This is a genomic window from Cryobacterium sp. M91, assembly GCF_002929615.1.
Lineage (GTDB): Bacteria > Actinomycetota > Actinomycetes > Actinomycetales > Microbacteriaceae > Cryobacterium > Cryobacterium levicorallinum.
Genome location: NZ_PJJT01000076.1, coordinates 24062 through 48013 on the forward strand (window position 1 = coordinate 24062; position 23952 = coordinate 48013).

Consider the following 23952-nt stretch of genomic DNA (forward strand, 5'->3'; position numbering starts at 1 on the left):
CGCCGCGGCTTATGGCCGTTGGACCCGATGCGCCGCGATGCGGCGTTCAGATTCGTCGAGGTCGATAATTCCTTCGGCGACGCCGATCACGAAGTCGAACCCCTCGTTGGCGGTGAAATCGTGAGCAAATCCGTTGATCCACAAAAAGAGAACCATCAGGGTCCAACCGGTGCGCTTGTTTCCGTCCACGAGCGGATGATTACGCACGAGCGATTCGAGCAAGGCTGCGGCCTTGCGATCAAACGTCGGGTAGGCATCCGTTCCAAACATGGACGCCGACGGCCGGGCCAGCGCAGATGCGAGGAGGCCGGCGTCCCGTACGTGGAATCCGTAGCGCTCGGTCACCTGAAGCGCGTCGGCGACCTCCAGGTATCGGGTCATGCGTCTTCGAGCCGCTGCAGCAACTCGGCGTCATGGGTCAGTACGAACTGTAGGCCCGACTCGATTTCATCTCGACGCGAGTAGCGGTCGACAATCAGCGTTGCCCCCTGCAGCAGCAGAGCGTGCTTCGACACGTGTTGTGCCGCCGCGAGCTCTTCCAGTTGACGATCGAGCTCCTCCGGGATGCGCACATTGATAGCCATACCAAAATGGTACCGCCATTGGTTTTTGGCGGCAAGAGCCGAACGTCAGGCCAGGTTCTCGCGGAACGCCCGCAGTGCGAGCGCGTCGTCTTCCCAGGCGCCGCCCTCATGCCCGTTGTATGGCCAGACCGTGATCTGCTTCGGGCCGGCATAGTTGTTGTAGGCCGCGAAGACAGTCGATGGCGGGCAAATCGGATCCATCAGTGCCGCCGTCATGGTCACCGGCGCGGTGGCCCGCTTGGCGAAATTGACGCCGTCGAAGTAGGACAGCACGTCGTGCACACGAGCCACCTTGAGCCGGTGGGTCGCCAGATATTGGCCCAGCTCGCGGTACGGCTGCGCGTCGGTGATAACGGATGCCCGCGGAAAGTCGCACAGAAACGGCACCCGAGCGACCACGGCGGAAAGGTCCGGAACCAGTCCGGCCACGGCGAGTGCGATTCCACCGCCCTGACTGGTGCCCATCACGCCGACGCGGGCTTCGTCGACGAGCGCCAGGCTGCGGGCCGCCGCGACGGCGCGCACGGCGTCGGTGAAGAGGCGGCGGTAATAGTAGGTCTCGCGGGAGTCAATGCCGCGAGTCATAAACCCTGGGACCTGTGGGCCGCTCCCGGCGTCATCGGCAGTATCGCCGGCGCTGCCGCCGTAGCCCTGCCCGCGCAGGTCCATCTCGAAGTGGGCGAAACCGGCGGATGCCCACAGCAGATTCTCGAAAGCCTGCCCGCGTCCCCGGCCGTAGCCGTGAAACTGCACGATGGTCGGCAGCGGACCGCTCGCGCCGACGGGCACCCGCAGCCAGGCCTTGATCGGCTGCCCGCCGAAGCCGGCGAAGGTCAGGTCGAACACGTCCAGCGTGCTGAGCCCGGCGTCGACCTTCAAGGCTGTGACATTAAGCGGATGGCCCTCGGCCTCGGCGAGGGTGTCGGCCCAGAACGCGTCGAAGTCGCCCGGGTCGGCCTGGCCGCTGCGATAGGCACGGAGTTCGGCTTCGGGCAGGTCGGTGTACATGCCCTTCAGCCTAGAGCCGCCCGCCTGGCGCCGTAGCCGTCACGCAGGGGCATCCGCTCTTGCGGTGGCTGATTCAGGAAACGCGCGTTCGCCGAGCCGCGATCCCCGCGGAACGGGGCGGGCCGGGCCGGTGCCGCGAACCGACCGGAGGCCTACTTCGCGGCGGTGAGGTCGGCCAGCACCAGGCGCAACTGCTCGACAGCCCAGTCCACGTCGTCAGCCGAGACGACGATCGGCGGGGCGAGCCGAATGGTCGAGCCGTGGGTGTCCTTGGCGAGCACGCCGCGGGCGAGCAGCGCCTCGCAGACGACGCGGCCCGGGGCCAGCGCGGGGTCGATGTCGATGCCGGCCCAGAGACCGACGCCGCGCACCTCGACCACGCCGTGGCCGATCAGCGCCGAGAGCCCGGCATGAAGGCGTGCACCGAGTTCGGTCGCTCGCTTCTGGTATTCGCCCGTGGCCAGCATTTTCACGACGGCCAGGCCCACGGCGGCGGCGAGCGGGTTGCCACCGAAGGTGGAGCCGTGCTCGCCGGGGTGCAGCACTCCGAGTACGTCGGTGTTGCCGACGACCGCCGACACCGGCACGATGCCGCCACCGAGGGCCTTGCCGAGCAGGTAAAGGTCGGGCACGACGCCGACCAGGTCGCAGGCGAAGGTCGAGCCGGTGCGGCCGAGCCCCGACTGGATTTCATCGGCGATGAACAGCACGTTCAGACGCGTCGTAATCTCGCGCACGGCCGGCAGATAGGCCGCCGGCGGCACGACGATGCCGGCCTCGCCCTGGATCGGTTCGAGCAGCACGGCGACGGTGTTCTCGTCGATGGCAGCCTCGAGCGCCGCGGCGTCGCCGTAGGGCACGGTGCGAAAACCGGGTGTGAACGGTCCGAAACCGGCGCGGGCCGATTCGTCGTCGGAGAAGCTGATGATGGTGGTGGTGCGGCCGTGAAAGTTGCCGGCGGCGACGATGATGTTGGCCAGATCGGGCGCGACGCCCTTGACTCGGTAGCCCCAGGCGCGGGCGACTTTGATGCCGGATTCGACGGCCTCGGCGCCGGTGTTCACGGGCAGCACCATGTCTTTGCCGGCGAGTTCGGAGAGCGCGGTGACGAACGGGCCGAGCTGGTCGTTGTAGAAGGCGCGGCTGGTCAGCGTGATGCGGCCGAGCTGCGCACGGGCGGCGTCAAGCAGAACCGGGTTGGAGTGCCCGAAGTTCACGGCGGAATACGCGGCGAGACAGTCCAGATAGCGGTGACCGGCGACATCCGTTACCCAGGCGCCGTCACCGGTCGCGACAACGACCTCGAGCGGGTGGTAATTGTGCGCGGCGTGCGCGCTTTCCTGGGCGATCAGTGCGGTGGCTTCAGGCGAAACGGATGCTACGGGCACGGTCTCGGCGGTCAGGTTCGTGGTCATATCGTGCTCCTTCAGGTTGGGCGCGGTCATCGGCGCAGCTCGAGCGTGCAGCACTTGACGCCGCCGCCGCCGAGCAGCAACTCGGACAGGTCGACGCCGATCGGGTTGTAGCCGCGGGCGCGCAGCTGCTGTTCGAAGTCCTTGGCGCGGGCGGCGATGACGACGTTGTAGCCGTCGGAGTAGGAGTTGAGTCCGAGGATGGAGGCATCCTCTTCGGTGACGATAATGGCGTCGGGATAACGTTCCTGCAGAATCGCGAGGCTCGGAGCATCGAACGCGCTCGGCAGGTACGCGATATTGCTGTCATCGAGCACGGCAACGGCGGTGTCGAGGTGGTAAAAGCTCGGGTTGATTAGGCGCAGGGTGATGACCGGGCGGCCGGCGATAATCGAGAGCTCTGCATGGCTGTTCGAATCGCTACGAAAGCCGGTGCCGGCCAGAATAACGTCACCGACCAGCAAAAAGTCGCCCTCGCCCTCGTTGGTTTCGATCGGCACGCGCACGTCGAAGCCGTTGGTGCCGAACCAGTCCATGTAGGCGGGACCTTCGGGCTGGCGCTGTACGTGGGTAAACTTGGCGCCGTAGGCCTGGTTGTCGATGACGAATCCGCCGTTGGCCGCGTAGACCATGTCGGGCAGGCCGTCGATCGGCTCGATCAGCTGCACGTCGTAACCGAGGCCGACGTAGGTGTCGTACAGGGTCTGCCACTGCTCGACGGCGAGCGAGGTGTCGGTGGGCAGGGCCGGGTCCATCCAGGGGTTGATGCGGTAGACCACGGTGAAGAACTGCGGCTTGCACATGAGAATGGTGCGCTTGGTGGCGGTGCGCACCGGAACGGCCGATTCTTCGGAGAGGACGGGGGTGGCTGAGTTGATCGACATGAGGCTCCTTCGTCGTTTCGCGGACCTGAAAACCCACGAAACGTAGGGTGAATGGCGGACCAGGTCGCTCACGAGAGCCCAGCGCGATCGAACCACGATCGTTCCGGGACGCCAGCCTTAGTCTCACACAGCACGATTCAACGTTTCACGCTGATCTGCGCAATAAATCTTCGAGAATGACCGTCGGGACGCACGTTTGCGCACAGCGATCGCCTAGACTCGGCCCATGGACAACCTAGACCACAGCATTCTCGACCTGCTGCGCCAGAATGCGCGTGCCGGCTACGGCGATATCGGATCCGTCGTGGGGCTGTCGGCATCCGCTGTGAAACGTCGCGTTGATCGGCTGGTGGCCGACAAGGTCATTCGCAGCTTCACCATTCAGGTCGACCCGGCCGTCGACGGTATGAGCACGGAAGCCTATGTCGAGCTGTTCTGCCGCGGCACGGTGGCGCCCGACGAACTGCTGCGCATTCTCTCCGGCGTGCCGGAGGTGGTCGATGCCGGAACGATCACCGGCAGCGCCGATGCCATGGTGCACATTCGCGCCCGGGACATTCCCGGCCTCGAGGCGGCCCTCGAAAAGGTGCGCCTCGCGCCCAACGTCGACCACACCCGGAGCGCGATCGTCTTGTCCCGCCTGATTCACCGTTCGGTCGAGTAATTTCGAGGGCTAGTCCGTGGGGACGGGCTTTTGGCGCACCGGGCCGACCAAGTGCAGCAGGGTTACCGCGGCGATCGACCCGGCGCAGAGGATGCCGGCGAGCACGACGATCTGAAACCGGCCGGCCTCCAGCGGCGATGCTCCGCCAAAGAGCGCGCCGACGAACGCCCCGGGCAACGTCACGAGGCCGGTGGTTTTGGTCTGATCCGTGGACGGGATGATGGCGAAATAGACCGCTTGCCGGGCGAGTTCCCGGGTGGACTGGCTCGGTGTGGCGCCGAGCGCGAGCCAGCCCTCGACCTCGTCCCAGTGGTCGCCGACCGCTTCGGTGAAGCGCCGACCGCTCAGCGTCGCGATCGACATGGCATTGCCGATGACGATGCCGCCGATGGCGAGCACGTAGCGCGGCGAAAATTCAATCGCTCCGGTCGTGAACACGATCGTCAGCGTGACGACAACACCGAGCCCCATCGCCGCAGCAACCCGTACCAGGTGGCGCCGGTTGAAGCCGATCCTCCGGGCCACCGTGCCAACGGCCGCCGCAAACATGACGAGCAGTCCGACACCGACCCAGAGCGGATCGTTGATGATTCCGCTGAGGATCAGGCTGATCGCGGCCAGCTGCAGGGTACCGCGCAGCAGGGCCAACGCCGGCGCGAACGGATGCTGCGTGCGATAGCCGCGCAGCACCGTCACGACCACCGCCAGAAGCAGCATGACACCGACCAGGGTGGGCAGCAGCCCGGCCAGCTGGGCGGGCAGATCGGCCGGGAAAGTCATGAGTTCGAGCCTACCGAGCCGCCGCGGCCTCACGAACGGTGCTTCGTGGGCGTTGAGGCAGGCAGGCACCCGCGCTCTCGGACATTCTGGAGGAACGTACCAACGGTATGCTGTTGCAGCATCCGTTGTAGCGGGGCAAAATTGTCCATAACGTTGAACGGAGGGTCCCGTGCCCGCTTCCTTTGTTGCCATTGATTCCCAGTCGAGTACGCCGCCGTTCGAACAGTTGCGCAGCCAGGTGATTGCGGCCGTGCGCTCCGGCGAGCTCGCCCACGACACTCGCCTGCCGACCGTGCGTGCCCTCGCCGCTGAACTCGGCCTCGCCACGAACACGGTCGCCCGCGCCTATCGTGAGCTGGAGCGTGACGCCGTCATTGAAACCCGCGGCCGATTCGGGTCATTCATCGCTCCCAATGGCGATGCGGCGGCGCGGCAGGCCCAGGCGGCCGCCGCGTCGTTCGCCGCTCGCATTCAGCAGCTCGGGGTGAGCCGGGAGGAGGCGCTCGCTCTCGTCACCGAAGCTCTGGAGCGTCCCAGCGCCTGAACCGCTGGTGCTGTGCTCTTTCTGGGTGCATTGAGTTTTCGCGGTCAGGCACGGCCAGGACAGCTTTTCCTGCCGAGCACCTATTGCCACAGTTGTTTGTATTGCTACTCTGGTACAAAACGCACACAAAGGGAGGGTTTTGTGAATCCGGTCTTGGTGATTTTGGCAGCGCTGGTGATGGCGGGTCTCGGCATCCGTTTGGCCTATATCTCAAGAGCCGAACCGCGCAGACGGATGCTGCACGCCTACTCTCAGCAGGTCGGGCTCGCGTTGGTGCCCGGGATCGTTCCCGAGCTGTCGCGCCGACTCTATCGCCGGGAACGTGCCGGGGTCGTCGGAGCGATGATCGGACTCGTCGTCGGAGCGGCGGCGCTCGTCTCGATGGGCGGGAGCGAGAGCCCGTGGAACGGACTTCTGGTCGGGGTCACGATGACGGTTGCGTCGACAAGCGCCGTGATCCTCAACGATTCGCATGCGGCCTTCGCCCCGGTTCCCGAGGCGCCGCGACTCGCGCGCAGCCTGTCGCCCCGGCTGGCCGACTATGTCACGCCGCTCGACCGCACGTTTTCGCTGGGATTCCTGGCGCTGGCCACCCTCGGCTACATTGCCGTGCTCGGAGTCATCGCGATCAACCCTGAGCGGGTGTTCGATGACGTTTCGGTGCGAACTATTCTCTGGCCGGCCGGACTGCTCCTGGCCCTCGCGGCTGCAGCGAGCCTGCTCACCTGGGCGGCAGCCGGGGCGCTGCTCGATCGCGGCCAGCCGGCCAGCACATCCATCGAACTGGCCTGGAGCGATGCCTTTCGCAGCACCACCCTGCGCAGCCTGGTCGGGATCCCGGGCATCATTGCGGCCGTCAGTACCTGCGTGTTGTTCCTGTCACTCAGCGACTCGATCTATCTGCCGGAGCCCGGCTCGGTCGGGGAGATTCTGGTCGAATCGTTCACGATAATGGGACCGGTGCTGGTCTTCGCCCTAATCGGTTGGAGCGTGACGAGCCTGCGCAATCGCAGCACCACGCACTACCTGCGTCGACTGTGGCCCGAGACAGCCATGGAACTCGACCGGCGCCGGCGCGGCCCAACCGCCGACAACTGGCCCGACGAAGACAGCCGAGAGAAGACCTCGGCATGATGCTGCTGGTCGATCCGCGCTCCGCCACACCGCCCTACGAACAGTTGCGGGTGCAGGTACTCGCCGCCGTTCGTGCGGGTTCACTGGCCCCCGGCGACAAGCTGCCGACCGTGCGCAAACTCGCGGACGATCTGGGGCTCGCCGCCAACACCGTGGCCCGCGCCTACCGTGAGCTCGAGCGCGACGAAGTAATCGAGACGCGCGGCCGCAACGGTTCCTTCATCGCCGCCAGTGGGGATGCCGCCCAGCAGCACGTGCAGGCCGCCGCCGCCGCGTTCGCCGCCCGGGCGCGCAAGCTCGGCGTGGCCCCCGAGGAGGCGCTCACGTTCGCGCGCGCGGCCCTCGGGTTTCGCGCGTAGCGCCTGCCGCCCACACCAAAGCGGTCTGGGCCCGAGCACAGTGGTGGGCGGAGCGGGTCGCAGCTAGGGGCGAGCGCGATAGTGCGCGGCGAGACGCCCGAAGCCCTCGTCAAGTGAGACCGCGGGGGTCCAGTGAAGGTCGGCGCGGGTGCGGCGCTGGTCGAACCAGTGCGCGGTCGAGAGCTGTTCGGCCAGAAACCGGGTCATTGGCGGCTCGTCGACACCCGGGCGACGCCGCCAGATGGCCTCGATGAGCGAGCCGACACCGCGGGCAGCGGATGCCGGCACCCGCCAGGTCGGCGCCGGCACGTTGGCCGCGCCGCAGATTCCGGCGAGGATGTCCGCAACTGGGCGCGGTTCCCCGTTGGTGATCACGTAGCTCTGGCCATGCACGGTGACAGCTGCGTCGAGCGCGGCATGAATGGCCGAAGCCGCGTTATCGACGTAGGTCGTGTCGATCAGTGCAGCGCCGTGGCCGAGCAGCGGCAGCCGACCGGAGCGCGCACGGTCGACGATGCGCTCGATCAGCTGGGTATCGCCGGGACCCCAGACCAGGTGCGGGCGCACGGCGACCACGCTGAATCCGGGAGCATCGGCGGCCAGCGCGAGCAGTTCGGCGTGAGCCTTGGTGCGGGCGTAGTCGCCGCGAGCGTGTTCCGGCGCGGCCGGCAGCGCGTCCGAACCCATGATCGAACTGCCGGCATGAGCGACCGACGGTGAGGACACGTAGACGAACCGGGAGACGCCGGCCTGCTGCGCAGCCTGCAGCACCGTGCGGGTGCCGCCGACATTCACCGCCGCAAACTCGTCCGGATCCCCGGTGAGCGAGACCTTCGCGGCGAGGTGCACGACCGCGTCCATGCCGCTGACGGCATAGGCGAGACCGGCGTACGGGGTGTCGGCCGGCGTCGTGATGGAGCCGTGCACGTCCTCGACGCCGGCCACGCCGGATGGCCGCCGCTGAAAGGTGCGCACCTCGTGCCCGGCCGCGCTGATGCGCTCAGCGACGGCGCGACCGAGAAAGCCGCTGGCTCCGGTCACCAGCACTCTCATGGCGCGCCCCTCATGGCTTAGTCCAGCGACCGCCAGAGAGGATGCCGGTGGCCCAGCGCGACAGCCGGCTGCGGTCGATCTTGGAGTTGTGCCGAATATCGGTGGGCAGTCCGGGCACGACGAGCACCGCGGCGACCGGCGAGCCGACAGCGGCGCGCACGGCGGCGGCGAGCGGAGCGGATGCCCGGTGCACGCTGCGGGCCGGCGGCACGGTTTCGATCACGGCGACCTGCTGCTGGGTACCGACCGGGCCGACCCCGACGAAGGCCGCACGAGCAACGTCGGGCAGCGTTTCGATGCGCTGCTCCGGACCGACCGGGGTGACGACGCCACCAGCGGTCACGATGACATGCGGCATGCGGCCCTCGACCCAGAGGCGGCCAGCGCTGTCGAGGTGACCGACGTCGCCGGTTCGATGCCAGCGTTCGCCGGGCACCCCGCCGCGACGCGAGGCCCGTTCGGTGAGCCAGAGCCGGTCGTAGTGGTCCTTGACGTGCGGCGCCGACACGACGATCTCGCCGGTCACGTTGGGCTGCTCCGACAACTCACCAACGGATGCCCCACTCGCGTCGAGCGCGCTGATCCGGATGCGCGTGGTCTGCGTCGACCCCCCGACGCAGACTCCCCCGGCCGGGTTCACTTCAGCCGACGTTGCAATGAGCGCGGCCTCACCATCTCCGCCGGTCGAGCTTGCCGAGACCGCAGTGTCGGGCAGTGAGGCAGTGGACGGGTCCGACTCGCCGTCGTGCGCTGCGGCATCCGCTCTGCGAGGCATGGAAACACTCGCAGTGGCAGCCCGGATGCCCTCGAGCGTGATGTCGGCCATGAGCAGGCCCTCGGTCATGCCGTACGGGGTGTGCGCGGTCGCTTGCGGCATGAGCGTCGCGGCCTGGGCGAGCAGGCTCTCGGAGATTGGCGCGCCGGCCGAGAGAAAACGCTGAACCCCGGCGAGGGCCGCGTGATCGGCGGGGGTGAGCGCGCCGGCGGTCGCGACGACGTTCACGAGCGCGGCGGGCGAGAGAAAGACGACCGTCGCGTCGATGGCGGCCACGGCGGCCGCGACGGCGGTGGCGGTGAGGGTTTTGGGGGCCGTGACGTCCATATCGGGGGTGACCGAGCGGGCGCCGAGGGCCGGGCCGAGCAGGGCGAACGGGGCGAATCCGGCGACGAGACCGGTTCCGACGCCCACTCCGTACTGCAGAAAGAGGGCATTGCTCACAGCAGAGAGCTGGCCGTGCGTGTAGACGACGCCCTTGGCCGGGCCGGTCGATCCGGAGGTGAACAGTACGGCGGCCGGGTCGGTCGGTGCGGGGCCGGGCGGGAGTGCGTCGTCGGCGTCCAGGCGCGCCTGGCCCAACTGCACGAGCTCGGCGAGAGTCTGCTCGATGCTCAGGAGCGCGCCCATCGGTGCCGGGTAGCGCGCCGTGGAGATTTTGCGTCCGGGCCAGCCGAGGGCGCGGGCGGCCATGAGGCCGGGCGCTGCGCCGATGACGAAGTCGGGACGAGCGCCGCGCACGGCGCGAGTGAGGCCGGCCAGGCCGAGGCCGGCATCCGCTACGACAACGATCGCGCCGATGCGCACGCAGGCGTAGAGCACCGCTGTGAGGTCGGCGCTCGGCGGAACCAGCAGCGAGACGCGGTCGCCGGGCTTGACGCCGATGAAGACGAGACCGGCCGCGATCTGGCGTACGCGCCGCGACAACAAGCGCCAGCTGACGGTGCGTGGGGCCGGCTGCATATCGACGAGGGCGGTCTCGTCGGAGTTTTGCAATTCGTCGAGGTAATACCAAAGTGGATGCGTCCCCGCGGCTTCCCACGCGGCTTGCGGTCCCCCTACGGCGGTCTCGGCCAACGGAGATGGTGCGACCGCCTCGGCGCCCGAAGTGGCGGTGAGCAGCGTGCTGGACGCTCCCATCCGCTGATCGAGCTTGCCGAGATCGCCAGTCCGGGAGGGGGACGTGACCGCATTAGCCGCATCGTCGGGAGTGACCGCGACAGCGTCGCCGAGCCAGAGCAGCGCGGCAGCACTGTAGTCCGCATCCTCGGCCAGCAGATGCCCAGCGCCCTCGAACCGGTGCACGCGGGCGTGCGGCATCCGCCGGGCCAGGTCGTCGAGGTAGCGGTCGCTGAAGATTGGATCGCGGGGACCCCAAAGCAGCAGCGTCGGCACCGCGAGGGCGCGCGCGCCCTCCGCTATGCGGTCGAGTTCAGGCCGACTTTCGTGGCTCAGTGCGACCGGAATGTCGGCGACGAACCCGCCGATTCCCCCGCGTCGAGCGCTCGTCAAATACGGAGCTCGGTAGCCTCGCTTGACCTCGGTCGATAGCGACGGATGCGCCAGCGCCAGCGTCGTGGCCAGAAACGCCGGCGTCGCCACGGTCGCCGGGCCGAGAATTCCACGACCGAGGGCGAGCCGCAGTGGCGCCGGAATCGGATCGCCAGCGCTCTGATGCACCGCCGTATTGAGCAGCATGACTCCGGCCAGCAGTTCGGGGTGGTCGACGGCCCAGCCGAGCGAGACGACTCCTCCCCAGTCATGGCCGAGGGTGACGACCGGGCCGGCCAGGTCGAGGGCGTCGGTGAGGTCGCCGAGGTCCTGCACCCGGCGGGCCAGTGGGCGAAAACCTCCGGTGCGCTCGGAGAAACCCATGTCAAGCTGGTCGACGGCGATCACGCGCCAGGCGAGCGCACCCGACGCCGCTGCATCCGTTGCCGACGACAGCAGGCCGCGCCAGAGGTAGGACCAGGTCGGGTTGCCGTGCACGCACAGAATCGTTCCGACCGGAATCACGCCGAGCGCGTCGAGCTGCGGGCCATTGTCGAGCAGGTGCCAGCCGTGCGTCACGCCACTCGCCGTGCTGCCGGTTGCCGCGGCACCCAAATCGCTGCCCAACCCACCCGCTAGGCCGCCTGCAGCGCTGCCTTCCGGAACCTCGATCAGGCGCGACCACTCTGGGTCGAGCCCCGTCAGTCCGGCCGGCGGGAGTGTCGCCGGGGCTGGCACCAGGCGCGGAAGGCGGTTAGCTGCGGTTGCGCGGGAAGTGGTCACAGTGTTTCTTCTCCGATTGGGTCATGCACCTGACTACCGAAATCCTGCTGCTGGTTGCTTGGCCGTGACAGTGCAGCGGATGCTCGTCCAGTCATTTAATGGGGCCAAAGGTGGCACCTCGCGAGGTGCCTCGTTCAGCCCAGCCAACCGAACGGCTACCTCCTGCGGCAACGTAGGCTCCGGTGCCCAGAGGCATCCGGACGAAGTGGCTGGAGGCCAACACGATCACCAGACGAGTTCCATCATGGCGGTGTTGAGGCCGGAACCGACGCCCATCAGCAGCACCCGGTTGCCCGGTTGCAGCTTCGACGCCTCCTGGGAGAGGGTGATCGGAATCGATGCCGGGCCGACATTGCCAAGCTTCGGATAGGTCAGCGGAACCTTGGTTTTGTCCATGCCAGTCGCCTTGACGATGGCGTTGGTGTGCACGTCCGAGACCTGGTGCACGATGTAGCGGTCCATGTTGGACCAGCTCCAGTCGCGCTTCGCCTCGGTCCAGGCCGACACGACCAGTTCCATGCCGCCCTTGAGCAGCGCCTTCGCGTCGGTGAACATGCCATCGACGCTGCCGACGCAGAGTCCGTTGAACTGAGTGGCCGCGCGGGTGACTCCTCCGAGGATGCGGTGGCCGGCGGGGTGGGCATCCGCTGGACCGAGCACGGCGGCGGCAGCGCCGGAGCCGAGGGTGAGGCTGGCGAACTCACTCATGAAGTCTTTGCGCTTGATGCCCGGGCGACCGAGGCGGTCAATCGTGTTGGTCTGGATCTCGTCGGCGTCTTCACCGTCGATGATCACGGCGTACTTGATCTGCCCGCTGTCGATGAGCTGGGCGGCGAGGGTCATGCCGTTGACGAAGCCGAGGCAGGCGTTGGCAATGTCGAAGTTGATCGCCGACGACGGCAGGCCGAGGCCGTGGTGAATACGCACGGCAACAGAGGGTTCGAGGTGCTTGCGGGTGACCGAGGTATTGATGAGCAGGCCCACGTCGCTCGGCTTGATGCCAGCCTCTTTTAGCGCGATTTTGCCGGCCTTGACCGCGGCGTCATCGAAGGTCTCGTCCGGGCCCCAATTGCGTCGCTCGTAGACACCGGCGACGCGCTGCAGCAGCCCGGTCGGCAGTTTGAGGCGCGTCAATACGGGCTTCAACCGTCGGTCGATTTCTTCCGACGTCGTGATCAGCGGCGCCATCAGACTCGCGACCGACAACAAGGCGACGTTTCGATGCGTCGTCGTCGCGTTTCCGTTCAAGCGTGAACCCCTGTCGAATTGTGGACAGCGGTAATCATACGTCCCCTAACAGTTTGACCCACGAAACTGTATGTAAACCGCACGTGGCCTGTGTGCCCGCTCGGGGCACACAGGCAGATGGGCTAGATCACACCGTCCGAGAGCGTGCTCGGGTTACCGAACCGGTGCGCGGTGATCGAGATGGCCTGTTCGCGCAGGAACGGCAGCACCTCGATGCGGCCGGCCTGGGTGACAGCGTTCGAATACACCGCGATGTCCGGGCTGCCGGCCAGCGCCTCGGCGAGAGCGGATGCCGCCTCCCGCGCCCCGAGCACCGGGTCACTGCCGATCAGACGCACCCGGCTGGCGGTGATGCCGCCGGTGCGGGCCCGTGCGAGCCACTCCTCGTCGCTTTCGATGAACACCGGAATCTCGCGGTCGGCCAGGATATTGCGCACGGCTGGCGGAACCGGAATGGTGCTCGAGACGTCGAAGCGCGACGTGGACAGCGTTGCGGCGGCGATCACGCGCAGCAGCTGGGCGAGCGTTCCCGACTCGGTCAGGCGCACGGTGACCGGCAGCGCGCGGTAGCGGAACAGGTTGCGCTCCACTCCGAGCCCGGTGGCGTCGCGCACGACGTTGAATTCCTCGCGCCAGGCCAGGGCGTCGCTCACGGCCGAGCGGCGCAGCACGTCGAAGTCGGCGTAGTCGAGGAACGGCTGGCTGGCTTCGATGATGTCGGTGACTCGCTGCTCCAGGCCACGCAGGTGCAGCGTCGAGCTGTTGCGGCCGGGTTCGTTGACCCAGCTGCCGAGGCCGAGCAGGTAGTTCGGTCCGCCGGCCTTGGTGCCGGCGCCCACGGCCGAGCGCTTCCAGCCGCCGAACGGCTGACGCTGCACAATAGCGCCGGTGATGCCGCGGTTGACGTAGAGGTTGCCGGCTTCGATCGTGTCGACCCAGAGGGCCAGCTCGTCGGCGTCGAGCGAGTGCAGTCCGGTGGTCAGGCCGAAGTCGACGGCATTCTGAAAGCGGATGGCTTCTTCCAGATTGCGTGCGTGCATCACGCCGAGTACCGGTCCGAAGAACTCGGTCAGGTGGAAATACGATCCGGGCGTGACGCCGGTGCGGATGCCCGGCGACCACAGCTTGCCGGTCTCATCGAGCTGCCGGGGCTCTACCAGCCACTGTTCTTCGGCGCCGAGGGTGGTGAGCGCGTGCAGCAGTTTGCCGTCGGCCGGCATCATGATCGGGCCCATCTGGGTGACCGGGTCACTCGCCGGGCCGACCTTGATCGAGGTCGCGGCGTCGACCAACTGGCCGAGGAACCGCTCCGACTTCGCGACCGATCCGACCAGAATCACCAGGCTCGCGGCCGAGCATTTCTGTCCGGCGTGGCCGAAGGCGCTCTTCACCACGTCGGCGGCGGCCAGGTCGAAGTCGGCCGACGGCGTCACAATGATGGCGTTCTTGCCGCTTGTTTCGGCGAGCAGGGGCAGGTCATGACGGAATGAACGGAACAGCTCGGCCGTCTCATAGCCGCCGGTGAGGATGACCCGGTTCACCGCGGGGTGCGCGATGAGCTTGGCGCCGAGATCGCGGTCGGGCAGGTTCACCAGCGCGAGCAGCTCGCGCGGGATGCCGGCTTCCCAGAGCGCTTCGACGACGATGGCGCCGGTGCGCTGGGCTACTGCGGCGGGCTTGATCACGACGCCGGCACCCGAGGCGAGGGCGGCGAGGACACCGCCGGCCGGAATGGCGGTCGGGAAGTTCCACGGCGGGGTGACCACGATGAGCTTGGACGGCACGAAGATGGCGCCCTGCACCCGGTCGAGGTCTTTGGCTCGTTCGGCGTAGTAGTTGGCGAAGTCGATGGCCTCGCTCACCTCGGCGTCACCCTCGGCAATGGTCTTGCCGCACTCGCTCGCCATGACCTCGATCAGGCGGTCACGGTTCGCGGCGAGCGCCAGGGCGGCGCGGTGCAGCACGGCGGCACGTTCGGCGCCGGTCTTCTGGCCCCAGGCGTTTCCGGCTTCGAGCACACCGTCGATGATCGTATTCAGCGCTGCCTCATCGGCAACGGCGGCGGCCTCGACCGTCTCGGTACCGAGAACGGATGCGTCGGCGCGGGCCAAAATCCGACGGCCCCAGGCGCGGTTCGCGGGCAGCGACGGGTCGGTGTCCGGCTCGTTGTGGAACGTCGAGTGGGTGGGCACCGAGCCGCGGGTGATACCGAGCAGTACGCCGGTCAGTTGCGGGTCGTCGTCGGCGGCGGTCTCGGCGTCAAGGCTGCGGGCATCCGTTGCGGCGGCGGCCAGGCGATCAAGGTCGTAGCTGCTCGAACGATCCTGCACGCGGTTGGGGGTGGGGACCCGGTCATCGAGCGCGTCGAGCGAGGCCTGGAAACGGGCCTTTTCGCGGTCGAACAGCTCGGGGTTGCTGGTCAGCTCGAACACGGCCGACATGAAGTTCTCCGAGCTCGCGTTCTCTTCGAGCCGGCGAATGAGGTAGCTGATGGCCACGTCGAACTCTGAAGGGTCGACGACCGGTGTGTAGAGCAGCAGCTGGCCGACGTCCTTGCGCACGGCCTGGGCCTGGCCGGTCGCCATGCCGAGCAGCATCTCGAACTCGACCTTGTCGTCGACGCCGCGGGCGACGCTGAGCAGGTGCGCCCAGGCCACGTCGAACAGGTTGTGGCCGGCGATGCCGAGCTTGACGGCATCCGTGTTCTGCGGGGTGAGCGCCCAGTTGAGCACCCGCTTGTAGTTGGTGTCGCTGTCTTGCTTGGTGCCGAAGGTTGCGAGCGGCCAGTCGTGCACGGCGGCATCGACGTGCTCCATGGCGAGGTTGGCGCCCTTGACCAGGCGCACCTTGATTGGGGCCCCGCCGGCCGCGCGGCGGTTCTGGGCCCAGTGGGTGAGGCCCTGAATGGCGCTGAGGGCGTCGGGCAGGTAGGCCTGCAGCACGATACCGGCCTCAAGCTGGGCGAGCTGCGGCTGGTCGAGCAGGCCCTCGAACACCGCAATGGTGAGGTCGAGGTCGCGGTATTCCTCCATGTCCAGGTTGATGAATTTCGGGGTAGCGGATTGTGCTGCGAACTCAAACAGCGGTGTCAGGCGCTCGATCACGCGGGCGACGGTCTCGTCGAACGCCCACATCGAGAGCTGGCTGGCGATCGAGGACACCTTGATCGAGACGTAGTCCACGTCGGTGCGTTCGAGGATGCGCTTGGTGCCTTCGAGGCGTTCGAGCGCTTCTTTCTCGCCGAGCACGGATTCGCCGAGCAGATTGATATTGAGGCGGTTGCCGCCTTCTTTCAGGTGAACGAGCGCGGGGCCGAGCTTGTCGGGGGTGGCGTCGACGACGAGGTGGCCGACCATCTGGCGCAACACGGTGCGGGCGGCCGGGATGACGACCCAGGGCAGCACCGGTCCGAGCATTCCACCGAGACCGATCGCCGCGCGCATCGGTGCGGGCAGAAAACCGGGCGCCTTCTTGGCGACCTTTTGCAGGCTGTAGCCGGCGACCATCTTGTCTTCGGGACGCATGACGCCGTCGACGAATCCCACCGTGAAGTCGAGGCCGTTGGGGTCCTTCAGCACGCCGGCGAGCCGCTCGGCCGCGGCATCCGCTGGGATGGTGGCACTTTCGTCAAGCCATTTCTTAACGAGCTTGACGACCTCCGAACTGAAATCCTCGTTGGCGGGACGGGTGGAGGCGTTGGTCATGGTCACGAGACTAGTCTTTCGTTCGCGGTGGGTGGCTCTGATGCTTCAAGTCTGAGGCCAGCCTATATTTAGCAAAAGCAATTGTTTATGCATGATATTCGTTACAATTTCTAATGATTTGGTTTTCGGTGGGTTGATGGGTGTAAGGGGCAGTGGATGCTGGACGTCAGGCGGCTGCGACTGCTGCGTGAATTGAAGATTCGCGGCACCCTCGCCGGGGTCGCCGAGGCCCTCGCCTACAGCCCTTCGGCGGTGTCGCAACAGCTCGCGCTGCTCGAAAAGGAGGCCGGCGTCGTGCTGTTGAAGAAGGTCGGCCGCCGGGTGCAGCTCACGCCGCAGGCCGAGATTCTTGTCGAGCACACCACCTACCTGCTGGAGCGACTCGAACTCGCCGAAGCGGACCTGCGCGCGAGCACCACGACCGTGTCGGGCACCGTGCGGGTGGCCGTGTTCCAGTCGGCGGCCCTTGCGGTGATTCCCCGGGCGCTCACCTTTCTGGCGGAAGACTATCCGGCGCTGCGCGTCGAAGTGACCGAGCGCGAGCCAGAACGTGGCCTGTTCGAGGTCGCCGCGCGCGACTTCGACCTCGTACTCGCCGAGCAGTACCCCGGCCATACTCGCGCGCACTGGCCCGACCTCGACCGGGTCAATCTGGCCACGGATGCGCTGCGGCTCGCGGTGCCGCCCGAAGATGCCAGCTCGGGCCGCGTGCGTGCGGCGACGCTGGAGGAGACCGCCGGGCTGCCCTGGGTGATGGAACCTGTCGGCACAGCATCGCGGCAATGGGCCACGCAGCTCTGCCGCTCCGCCGGGTTCGAACCGGACGTTCGGTTTGAGACCGCCGACCTGATCGCGCACATCCGCTTGATTGAATCGGGCAATGCGGTGGGCATTCTGCCCGACCTGGTTTGGGCGGGGCGGATGCCGGCCGTGCAGCTGCACGATCTGCCGGGCACCCCGCATCGCACCCTGTTTTCGGCCGCGCGCCGGTCGAGCGCGCAGCGGCCGGGGGTGGTCGCGGTGCGCGGCGCCCTCGACCGGGCGGTGAGCAAGGTGGCAAAGCCCACCGAATCCGACCCGCTGGAGCCGCCGCGCCCGTTCGAGCCCCTCGCGCCGGTGTAGCGGGCCGCCCTCCTCCTCCTCCTCCTGCGAGAGCGGGTCAAGTGCTGCTTCAGCACCCCCGAAGCAACCGTTTACCCGCTTTCGCGTGCAGACGTGGGCGCGGGGTGACACGGAGCCGGTGGGTAGGCTCGGCGCATGAGCGAACCCACACACGACGTCGTGATCATCGGAGGCGGCCACAACGGCCTCGTCGCCGCCACCTACCTCGCCCAAGCCGGACGCAGCGTACTCGTGCTCGAGCGGGAGCCGCAGGTCGGTGGCGCTGCCATTTCAACGGATGCCTTTGCCGGCGTCGATGCGCGCCTGTCGCGCTACTCCTACCTGGTGAGCCTGCTGCCGGCCAGAATCATTCGCGAGCTGGGGCTCGACATTGAACTCGCCCGACGGCGGTATTCGTCATATACGCCGATGCCGGGCGTCGCGTCTACTGGCAGCGCGTCGGCTGACAGCGCAGCCGGGCTGCTGGTCGATCACGGCGACGCCGCGGCGACCAGGGACTCGTTCGCGCGCATCGGGGCTGCGGCCGATTTCGACGCGTGGAACGCGTTCTACGAGGACACCGCTCGACTGGCGCGCGCCGTGTTCCCCACGGTCTGCGAACCGCTGCTCACCCGCTCGGAGGCCAAGCGGCTGGTCGACGACGACGAGCTCTGGACCGCGCTGATCGAGCAGCCGCTCGGCCTGACCATCAGCGACCGCTTCGAGAACGACCTCGTGCGCGGCGTCGTGGCCACCGACGGGCTGATCGGAACGTTCACGAGCCTCGCCGACCACAGTCTCGACGCGAACCGCTGCTTCCTGTTCCACGTGATCGGCAATGGAACCGGGGACTGGGACGTGCCGATCGGCGGCATGGGCGCCGTGACCGGGGCGCTCGAGCGGGCGGCCCGCGCTGCCGGCGCGCGACTTGAAGTCGGGGCTGAAGTCACATCGGTCAGCGCCGATGGAGCCGTGGAGTACTTCCAGGAGGGTCGCGTCAAGAGGGCGCACGGCGGGGTGATTTTGGCGAACGTCGCGCCCTGGTCGCTGCGGGAGCTACTGGGCGCTGGAGAAACGGCATCCGCTGTAATAGAAAAGCCGGAGGGCGCGCAGGTGAAGGTCAACCTGCTGCTGACCCGGTTGCCGCAACTGTTGGACGCGAGCGTCGCGCCCGAGGCCGCGTTCGGCGGCACTTTTCATATCAACGAGTCGTACGAGCAATTGCAGGCCGCGTATGAGCAGGCGCTGGCCGGAGAGATTCCCTCCGTTTTGCCGTGCGAGATCTACTGTCATTCGCTGACCGATCCGAGCATTCTTTCGCCCGAACTCGCCCAGGCCGGGGCGCACACGCTCACCGTTTTCGCCCTGCACACGCCCCATCGCGCGCTCACCGAGACCAACAACGACGAGATGCGGGCGCAGTTGCAGGCCGCAGTGCTGCGTTCGCTCAATTCGGTGCTGGCCGAGCCGATCGAACCCCTCATAATGACGGATGCTGCCGGTCGTCCCTGCATCGAAACCAAGACCACGCTCGACCTCGAGCAGGCGCTGAATCTGCCCGGCGGCAATATTTTTCACGGCGGGCTGTCCTGGCCGTTCCTCGAGGATGACGAGCCGCGCGGCACGCCAGCCGAGCGCTGGGGAGTAGCCACCTCGCATCCGCGCATATTGATCTGCGGGGCCGGTGCGAGGCGCGGCGGCGGGGTCAGCGGGCTCGGCGGCCACAACGCCGCGATGGCCGTGCTCGAGGGTGCGTAGTAGACGGATCAACGCTTGTAGCCGACGGGTTGAAAGTGGCCTAGCCTGAGAGAAGACTCGCGTTTCACTCAAAGTGGAGGTCACCATGTCAGCCAAGCCCACCGGTCGTCTCGTTCACCGCGAGGACGGCCTGTACCTCATGCTCAATCGGCTCTTCAATGCGCCGATCGAACAAGTCTGGGCGAGCCTGACCCGCCCGGCCGAGCTGGAGAAGTGGATCGGCACCTTTACCGGTTCGCCGGCCACCGGAGCGGTCAAGTTCAAGATGACCGCCGAACCCGATGCTAAGTGGGAGTACGTGAGCGTTCGCGAATGCCAGGCTCCGCACCGGTTCAACGGTGATTTCGGCAAGGGTGAGGATTCCTGGCGGGCCATGTTCCACCTGGTCGAGGGCGACGGCATGACCAACCTGACCTTCGGGCAGCGCCTGCGGAGCCCGTCGGAAGCTTCCACGGTTGGCCCCGGATGGGACTACTACCTCGATCGCCTGGTGGCCTCGCGCGCCGGTCTGCCGCTACCGCAGTGGGAGCACTACTACCCCGCGCACGCCCAGTTCTACAAGGACCTGATCGTTCCTGCTCGCACCGCCTGAACGCTAACGTTCGGCGAATTGCTCTGGGTCTGCGGCCTCACGGCGCAGACCCGGGGTTGCGACGACGTCCGGTGCCTGGCACTGCTGGCTCGGCGGCTTCCTCAGCGCGCGCCCGCAGCCCAGTGGTCTCTCGTGATTGCATAATCGACATTGCCTTGGTCGGAGCCGGGGATAGGGCCGGCGATCCCTTCGTCGCGAGTGCCTAGATAGGTCAGGCCGAGGCGACTCATCACTGCACGAGATCCTGCATTGACGGTCATCGTTTCGGCGAAGATTTGGGTCAGCCCCACGTCGTCGAAGCCGTAAGCGAGCAGGGCGGCGGCACCTTCAGACGCCAATCCCTGGCGCCAGAAGTCTGGCTTCAGGCGATACCCCAGTTCTGCTTGCCCTCGCGCATCGTCGTCCGCCGGCGCAAGGAGCCACCAGCCAACGAACTCTGCTTCAAGAAAACCAGCCCAGAAGCCAAGACCGTCTCGCGCTACGTCGAGCCGTTCTTGATGGTGCTTTTCCACTACCGAACGATCCCGAGGTGAGCCGGCCCCCAGATAACGCATGACGCCGGGGCTTGCGTCAAGGGTGACCTCGTATTCGAGATGCTCGTGTGCCAGTGGAATGAGAACCAACCGGCTGGTCTGGAGGGTGCATTGGATCATCTCCCGACTATTGCAGCCAGCCAGGCTACCGGCCAGTTCGAAGTGGGCGCGGGCGGACAGGAGAACGGCGCGCTGTTGGCCACGGAGATTGCCCACTTATGGCCAACGGATGGTACTGGCGATGTCAGGTTTATGCAGACCTAGCCCCAACTGCCCACGCCCCCGACGCCGAGCGGGCTGGCACTCACCGCGAGGAGGCACCCCGCTCCCGAATATCGTATACAACTCTGAAAAATCTTCAACACATTACTGAGGATATATCGTCTTCAGGTGCTCTTTCAGCTATAATTATGGGTGCCGGCGCGATCACTCCGGAGACCGCGGGACTGTCGGGAGCGGGCATCCGCTTCGCACCCGACTACCTGCGGGCGCAAGCGATGGAATGGCAGGGCCGGCTCGACCCCGACGGCACCGCCCCGGGAGACGACGCCGTCGAGGCAAAGAGCACACTGACGTTCGGCCTGCTCCGCAACGGGCTCTACCCGCTGCGCGCCGACGTCACCGCCGAACTCCGCGGTGTTATGGACACCCTCTTCGACACCTACCTGTCGGCGCGATCCCGCACCCCCATCTTCCTACCCACCGAACTGCTCGAGAGCCGCAATAAGCCCGAGCTGGACGGCATCGACGGTATCGACGGGGTGGAGAGCATCCCCGGCTCGGCCACTTTCGGCACGGAACCATTCAGTGCCGACCCATTCACCGGCGACCCCCGATTCGACGGAGACCGCCGCACCGCCGGCGAGAAACGCGCCGACATCCTCCGCGCCATCCTCGAAGCGGCCGCACGAGACCCGAAAACCCCAACCATGGGCGGAGCCGTCCCCACCGTCATGGTGCACATCAACGCCGTCGACCTCGACCAGGGCCGCGGCGTCGGCTGGATCGACGGCATCGAAGCACCCGTGTCGTTTCGCCGGGTGCAAGAACTCATCTGCGCAGGCGGCTACCAGCAAGCCCTCTTCGGCGAGAACGGCGACGTGCTCTACCTCGGCGACAAAATCCGCTGCTTCACCGCCAAACAACGCGCCGCGATCGCCGCCCGCGACGGCGGCTGCATCATCCCCGGCTGCACCATCCCCGCCCGCTGGACCGAAGTCCACCACGTCCTCCCCTGGCACGAAGGAGGGCTAACCAACATCGACAACGTGCGCTGCCCGGCCCCAGCCACCACCACGTGATCCATAGAGGCTGAAGGGTGCAGGTCGTCGACAACGTGCGCTGGTTCGCCCCACCAGCGAGCATCGACCCCAGCCGCAAACCCAAGCGCCGCTGGAAACTTTTCGTACCGAGACCACCACGACCCCCCGGGCTGTTTTCTGCTGGTTGAGCAACGCGCTCTGGCACGAGTCGAAACCCCGCCGCATCTTCTGATTTCGAGACGATCGCTCCGAGACCTGCTCAACCAGCGGAAGTCGTTCGCGTCACACATCGTCACGCGACGCAACATTGTTTCGCCGCGGTTAGGCGCCGCGCCGCGCCGACAATAGGCTCACGGCCATGATCAGCATCGAACAACTGACCAAGGTCTACGGTCACGGCGCCAAAGCGACGGTCGTCCTCGACCGGCTCGACTTCCGCGTCGACGCCGCCGAGATCTTCGCCGTCGTCGGACCGAGCGGCGCCGGCAAGTCGACCCTCGCGCAGTGCGTCAACCTGCTCGAGCGGCCCACGTCCGGTTCGGTGCTTGTCAACGGCGAGAACCTCTCCCAGCTCGGCGAGCGCCAGCTGCGCGCGGCCCGCCGCCGCATCGGAACGATCTTCCAGTCCGACGGCCTCTACAGCCGTCGCACGGCCGCCCAGAATGTCGCGTTACCGCTCGAATACCTCGGCGTCACCACCGCCGAGGCGAAGCGCCGCGTCGCCGAATTGCTCGACCGCGTCGGGCTCTCCGACCGCGCCGGACACTACCCGCACCAGCTCTCCGGCGGCCAGCGCCAGCGCGTCGGTATCGCCCGCGCGCTCGCGTTGCGCCCGCAGGTGCTGCTCTCCGACGAGGCGACATCCGGCCTCGACCCCGAGTCGACGGCATCCATCGTCTCCCTGCTCAAGGAGCTTCGTGACGACCTCGACCTCTCCATCCTGTTCATCACCCACGAGATGGACACCGTGCTCCAGGTTGCGGACGCCGTCGCCCGTCTCGACCACGGCCACATCGTCGAGTCCGGGCGCATCGTCGACTTGCTGCGCGACCCGGCATCCGCCCTCGGCCGCGCCCTCCGCCCGGCCCGCCCGCACGCCACACCGCAGCTGGGCGAGACGCACTGGTTCGTGAGCTACACCTCCGGCGCGGTGCCGGCCGACTGGGTGCTACGGCTGGCCAGCGAGCTCGACGCCCCGGTCTCCGTGCTCGGCGCGTCGATCGAGACCGTCGCCGGCCAGACGGTCGGGCACGCGAACATCGGCGTGCGCGCGGTCGAACCGGCCCTGCTTGTTGAGACTGCCCGCCGCCTGGGGCTGGATGCCCGGCCCGTGCCCGAGGATCCGGAGGCTGCGGCTCTGGCCGACCGGTCGGCGGAGGAGTCTTCGAGGTCCTCGGATGGCGGGCGTTCGACGTCCGCGGATGCGTCCGCCCCGGCTGCGGCAGGCGACACAACCCCGGCGGCCTCGATCTCGTCCACAGTGCCCGCACTGGAGCGTGTTGCATGAGCGCTGCCCTGAGCGTGCTCGCCACCGGCATCCGCACGGCCCTTCCGACGAACAACAACGTGCCGATCGCCGAGATCCCGGCGCTCGTGTTCCCGGCGCTGATCGACACCCTCATCATGGTCGGCATCGTCATGGTCATCGTCGTGCTGGTCGGGGTGCCGCTTGGCGCGCTCGTGCACAACCTCGCGCCTGGCGGCCTAGTCGAGAACCCCGCGCTACACCAGTCGATCAGCTGGATCGTCAGCATCGGCCGGTCGCTGCCGTTCCTCATCCTGATGGCGTCGATCGTTCCGTTCACGCGCTTCATCACCGGAACCAACATCGGCATCGCCGCGGCCGTCGTGCCGATGGCGATCGCCGGGATCGCGTTCTTCACCCGCATTGTCGAGAACTCGCTGCGTGGCGTACCGCCCACGCTCGTGCGGGTCGCGAGGGCGTCCGGTGCGTCGCCTCTGCAGATCGTCCGCACCGCGCAGTTGAGCGAGGCGCTGCCCGCGATCATTGGCGGGCTCACGATCAACACGATCGCGATGATCGAGTACTCGGCGATCGCCGGCACGATCGGCGCCGGCGGCATCGGATACGTGGCGGTGACCTACGGCTACCAGCGCTTCGACAACACCGTCATGCTCGCGACGATCATCATCCTCGTCGCGACGGTCGCCACGGTGCAGCTGCTCGGAGACCGGCTCGTGCGACTGGCGACGCCGCACGCCCGCGAGCGCCAGCCGAGGCGCGCGAAGTCGATGCCCGTCCCACGCTGAGCGCGGGGACGC

The 23952-nt window shown here is 67.3% G+C and carries 21 protein-coding genes; 10 read left to right on the top strand and 11 right to left on the bottom strand.

The genetic code is table 11. The annotated features are described in order from the left end of the window. Positions 1-9 precede the first annotated feature (9 nt). From CXY80_RS05235 to ddaH, 5 genes are all read right to left on the bottom strand, one after another. Positions 10-381, bottom strand: a complete 372-nt coding sequence (locus tag CXY80_RS05235; RefSeq protein WP_104131849.1) for a type II toxin-antitoxin system death-on-curing family toxin — start codon at positions 379-381, stop codon at positions 10-12. Then, the gene (locus CXY80_RS05240) at positions 378-584 is read right to left on the bottom strand and encodes a ribbon-helix-helix protein, CopG family (protein ID WP_170851596.1); all 207 of its coding nucleotides are present in this window, start codon (positions 582-584) and stop codon (positions 378-380) included. Before CXY80_RS05240 ends, CXY80_RS05235 begins: the two co-directional genes overlap by 4 nt. A 45-nt stretch (positions 585-629) precedes the next feature. Next, positions 630-1592: an acetylxylan esterase gene (locus CXY80_RS05245; RefSeq protein WP_104131850.1), complete on the bottom strand. Its 963-nt coding sequence runs from the start codon at positions 1590-1592 to the stop codon at positions 630-632. Positions 1593-1744: 152 nt separating this feature from the next. After that, on the bottom strand, positions 1745-3007 hold the full coding sequence (gene rocD, locus CXY80_RS05250) for an ornithine--oxo-acid transaminase (RefSeq protein WP_104131884.1): 1263 nt from the start codon (positions 3005-3007) through the stop codon (positions 1745-1747). Positions 3008-3033: 26 nt separating this feature from the next. Continuing rightward, a complete protein-coding gene (ddaH, locus tag CXY80_RS05255; protein WP_104131851.1) occupies positions 3034-3888 on the bottom strand; it encodes a dimethylargininase in 855 nt (284 codons plus the stop codon). Positions 3889-4114: 226 nt separating this feature from the next. Between ddaH and CXY80_RS05260 the strand changes: the two genes are divergently transcribed. Further along, positions 4115-4552, top strand: coding sequence for an Lrp/AsnC family transcriptional regulator (locus CXY80_RS05260; protein WP_092452413.1), 438 nt, complete (start codon positions 4115-4117; stop codon positions 4550-4552). Positions 4553-4561: 9 nt separating this feature from the next. Here the strand turns inward: CXY80_RS05260 and CXY80_RS05265 are convergent, their stop codons facing one another. Beyond that, complete coding sequence (locus CXY80_RS05265; protein ID WP_104131852.1) at positions 4562-5332, bottom strand: ABC transporter permease; 771 nt, start codon at positions 5330-5332, stop codon at positions 4562-4564. Between the two features lie 169 nt (positions 5333-5501). On the opposite strand from CXY80_RS05265, the gene CXY80_RS05270 reads away from it, so the two are divergent. From CXY80_RS05270 to CXY80_RS05280, 3 genes are all read left to right on the top strand, one after another. After that, positions 5502-5876: a GntR family transcriptional regulator gene (locus CXY80_RS05270; RefSeq protein ID WP_092452408.1), complete on the top strand. Its 375-nt coding sequence runs from the start codon at positions 5502-5504 to the stop codon at positions 5874-5876. Between the two features lie 141 nt (positions 5877-6017). Further along, positions 6018-7010: a hypothetical protein gene (locus CXY80_RS05275; RefSeq protein WP_146070684.1), complete on the top strand. Its 993-nt coding sequence runs from the start codon at positions 6018-6020 to the stop codon at positions 7008-7010. Then, positions 7007-7369 (top strand): GntR family transcriptional regulator, encoded by a 363-nt coding sequence (locus CXY80_RS05280; protein ID WP_369828635.1) that lies wholly within the window; start codon positions 7007-7009, stop codon positions 7367-7369. Before CXY80_RS05275 ends, CXY80_RS05280 begins: the two co-directional genes overlap by 4 nt. A 63-nt stretch (positions 7370-7432) precedes the next feature. On the opposite strand, the gene CXY80_RS05285 is transcribed toward CXY80_RS05280, so the two are convergent. The 4 genes from CXY80_RS05285 to CXY80_RS05300 form a co-directional block, all read right to left on the bottom strand. After that, on the bottom strand, positions 7433-8422 hold the full coding sequence (locus tag CXY80_RS05285; RefSeq protein WP_104131854.1) for an NAD(P)-dependent oxidoreductase: 990 nt from the start codon (positions 8420-8422) through the stop codon (positions 7433-7435). A gap of 10 nt (positions 8423-8432) precedes the next feature. Next, complete coding sequence (locus CXY80_RS05290; RefSeq protein ID WP_233195014.1) at positions 8433-11471, bottom strand: alpha/beta fold hydrolase; 3039 nt, start codon at positions 11469-11471, stop codon at positions 8433-8435. 225 nt (positions 11472-11696) lie between these two features. Then, positions 11697-12719: a 3-oxoacyl-ACP synthase III gene (locus CXY80_RS05295; RefSeq protein ID WP_092452398.1), complete on the bottom strand. Its 1023-nt coding sequence runs from the start codon at positions 12717-12719 to the stop codon at positions 11697-11699. A gap of 122 nt (positions 12720-12841) precedes the next feature. Next, positions 12842-16423 carry a bifunctional proline dehydrogenase/L-glutamate gamma-semialdehyde dehydrogenase gene (locus CXY80_RS05300; protein ID WP_104131886.1) on the bottom strand — a complete coding sequence of 1194 codons (3582 nt, stop codon included), beginning with the start codon at positions 16421-16423 and terminating at the stop codon, positions 12842-12844. A 156-nt stretch (positions 16424-16579) separates the two neighbouring features. Here CXY80_RS05300 and CXY80_RS05305 point away from each other — a divergent pair, with 156 nt between their 5' ends. From CXY80_RS05305 to CXY80_RS05315, 3 genes are all read left to right on the top strand, one after another. Continuing rightward, entirely contained in the window at positions 16580-17545 is a 966-nt protein-coding gene (locus CXY80_RS05305) for a LysR family transcriptional regulator (RefSeq protein WP_092452395.1), read from the top strand. 135 nt (positions 17546-17680) lie between these two features. Beyond that, a complete protein-coding gene (locus CXY80_RS05310) occupies positions 17681-19282 on the top strand; it encodes an NAD(P)/FAD-dependent oxidoreductase (protein ID WP_104131855.1) in 1602 nt (533 codons plus the stop codon). An 85-nt stretch (positions 19283-19367) separates the two neighbouring features. Then, positions 19368-19874 carry an SRPBCC domain-containing protein gene (locus CXY80_RS05315; RefSeq protein ID WP_092452531.1) on the top strand — a complete coding sequence of 169 codons (507 nt, stop codon included), beginning with the start codon at positions 19368-19370 and terminating at the stop codon, positions 19872-19874. A 101-nt stretch (positions 19875-19975) separates the two neighbouring features. On the opposite strand, the gene CXY80_RS05320 is transcribed toward CXY80_RS05315, so the two are convergent. After that, complete coding sequence (locus CXY80_RS05320) at positions 19976-20623, bottom strand: GNAT family N-acetyltransferase (RefSeq protein WP_233195016.1); 648 nt, start codon at positions 20621-20623, stop codon at positions 19976-19978. Between the two features lie 194 nt (positions 20624-20817). Here CXY80_RS05320 and CXY80_RS05325 point away from each other — a divergent pair, with 194 nt between their 5' ends. The 3 genes from CXY80_RS05325 to CXY80_RS05335 all read left to right on the top strand — a co-directional run bounded on the left by CXY80_RS05325 (position 20818) and on the right by CXY80_RS05335 (position 23940). Next, positions 20818-21708: an HNH endonuclease signature motif containing protein gene (locus tag CXY80_RS05325; RefSeq protein ID WP_158251573.1), complete on the top strand. Its 891-nt coding sequence runs from the start codon at positions 20818-20820 to the stop codon at positions 21706-21708. A gap of 319 nt (positions 21709-22027) precedes the next feature. Beyond that, on the top strand, positions 22028-23176 hold the full coding sequence (locus CXY80_RS05330) for a methionine ABC transporter ATP-binding protein (RefSeq protein WP_104131857.1): 1149 nt from the start codon (positions 22028-22030) through the stop codon (positions 23174-23176). Next, positions 23173-23940, top strand: coding sequence for a methionine ABC transporter permease (locus CXY80_RS05335; protein ID WP_092448170.1), 768 nt, complete (start codon positions 23173-23175; stop codon positions 23938-23940). The genes CXY80_RS05330 and CXY80_RS05335 overlap by 4 nt, the downstream gene beginning before the upstream one ends. The last annotated feature ends 12 nt before the right edge of the window (positions 23941-23952 follow it).

Coding starts and splice junctions, on each gene's coding strand:
- CXY80_RS05235 (WP_104131849.1), bottom strand. CDS start 381: ATGACCCGATACCTGGAGGTCGCCGACGCGCTTCAGGTGACCGAGCGC.
- CXY80_RS05240 (WP_170851596.1), bottom strand. CDS start 584: ATGGCTATCAATGTGCGCATCCCGGAGGAGCTCGATCGTCAACTGGAA.
- CXY80_RS05245 (WP_104131850.1), bottom strand. CDS start 1,592: ATGTACACCGACCTGCCCGAAGCCGAACTCCGTGCCTATCGCAGCGGC.
- rocD (WP_104131884.1), bottom strand. CDS start 3,007: ATGACCACGAACCTGACCGCCGAGACCGTGCCCGTAGCATCCGTTTCG.
- ddaH (WP_104131851.1), bottom strand. CDS start 3,888: ATGTCGATCAACTCAGCCACCCCCGTCCTCTCCGAAGAATCGGCCGTT.
- CXY80_RS05260 (WP_092452413.1), top strand. CDS start 4,115: ATGGACAACCTAGACCACAGCATTCTCGACCTGCTGCGCCAGAATGCG.
- CXY80_RS05265 (WP_104131852.1), bottom strand. CDS start 5,332: ATGACTTTCCCGGCCGATCTGCCCGCCCAGCTGGCCGGGCTGCTGCCC.
- CXY80_RS05280 (WP_369828635.1), top strand. CDS start 7,007: ATGATGCTGCTGGTCGATCCGCGCTCCGCCACACCGCCCTACGAACAG.
- CXY80_RS05285 (WP_104131854.1), bottom strand. CDS start 8,422: ATGAGAGTGCTGGTGACCGGAGCCAGCGGCTTTCTCGGTCGCGCCGTC.
- CXY80_RS05300 (WP_104131886.1), bottom strand. CDS start 16,423: ATGACCAACGCCTCCACCCGTCCCGCCAACGAGGATTTCAGTTCGGAG.
- CXY80_RS05305 (WP_092452395.1), top strand. CDS start 16,580: ATGCTGGACGTCAGGCGGCTGCGACTGCTGCGTGAATTGAAGATTCGC.
- CXY80_RS05310 (WP_104131855.1), top strand. CDS start 17,681: ATGAGCGAACCCACACACGACGTCGTGATCATCGGAGGCGGCCACAAC.
- CXY80_RS05315 (WP_092452531.1), top strand. CDS start 19,368: ATGTCAGCCAAGCCCACCGGTCGTCTCGTTCACCGCGAGGACGGCCTG.
- CXY80_RS05325 (WP_158251573.1), top strand. CDS start 20,818: ATGGGTGCCGGCGCGATCACTCCGGAGACCGCGGGACTGTCGGGAGCG.
- CXY80_RS05330 (WP_104131857.1), top strand. CDS start 22,028: ATGATCAGCATCGAACAACTGACCAAGGTCTACGGTCACGGCGCCAAA.
- CXY80_RS05335 (WP_092448170.1), top strand. CDS start 23,173: ATGAGCGCTGCCCTGAGCGTGCTCGCCACCGGCATCCGCACGGCCCTT.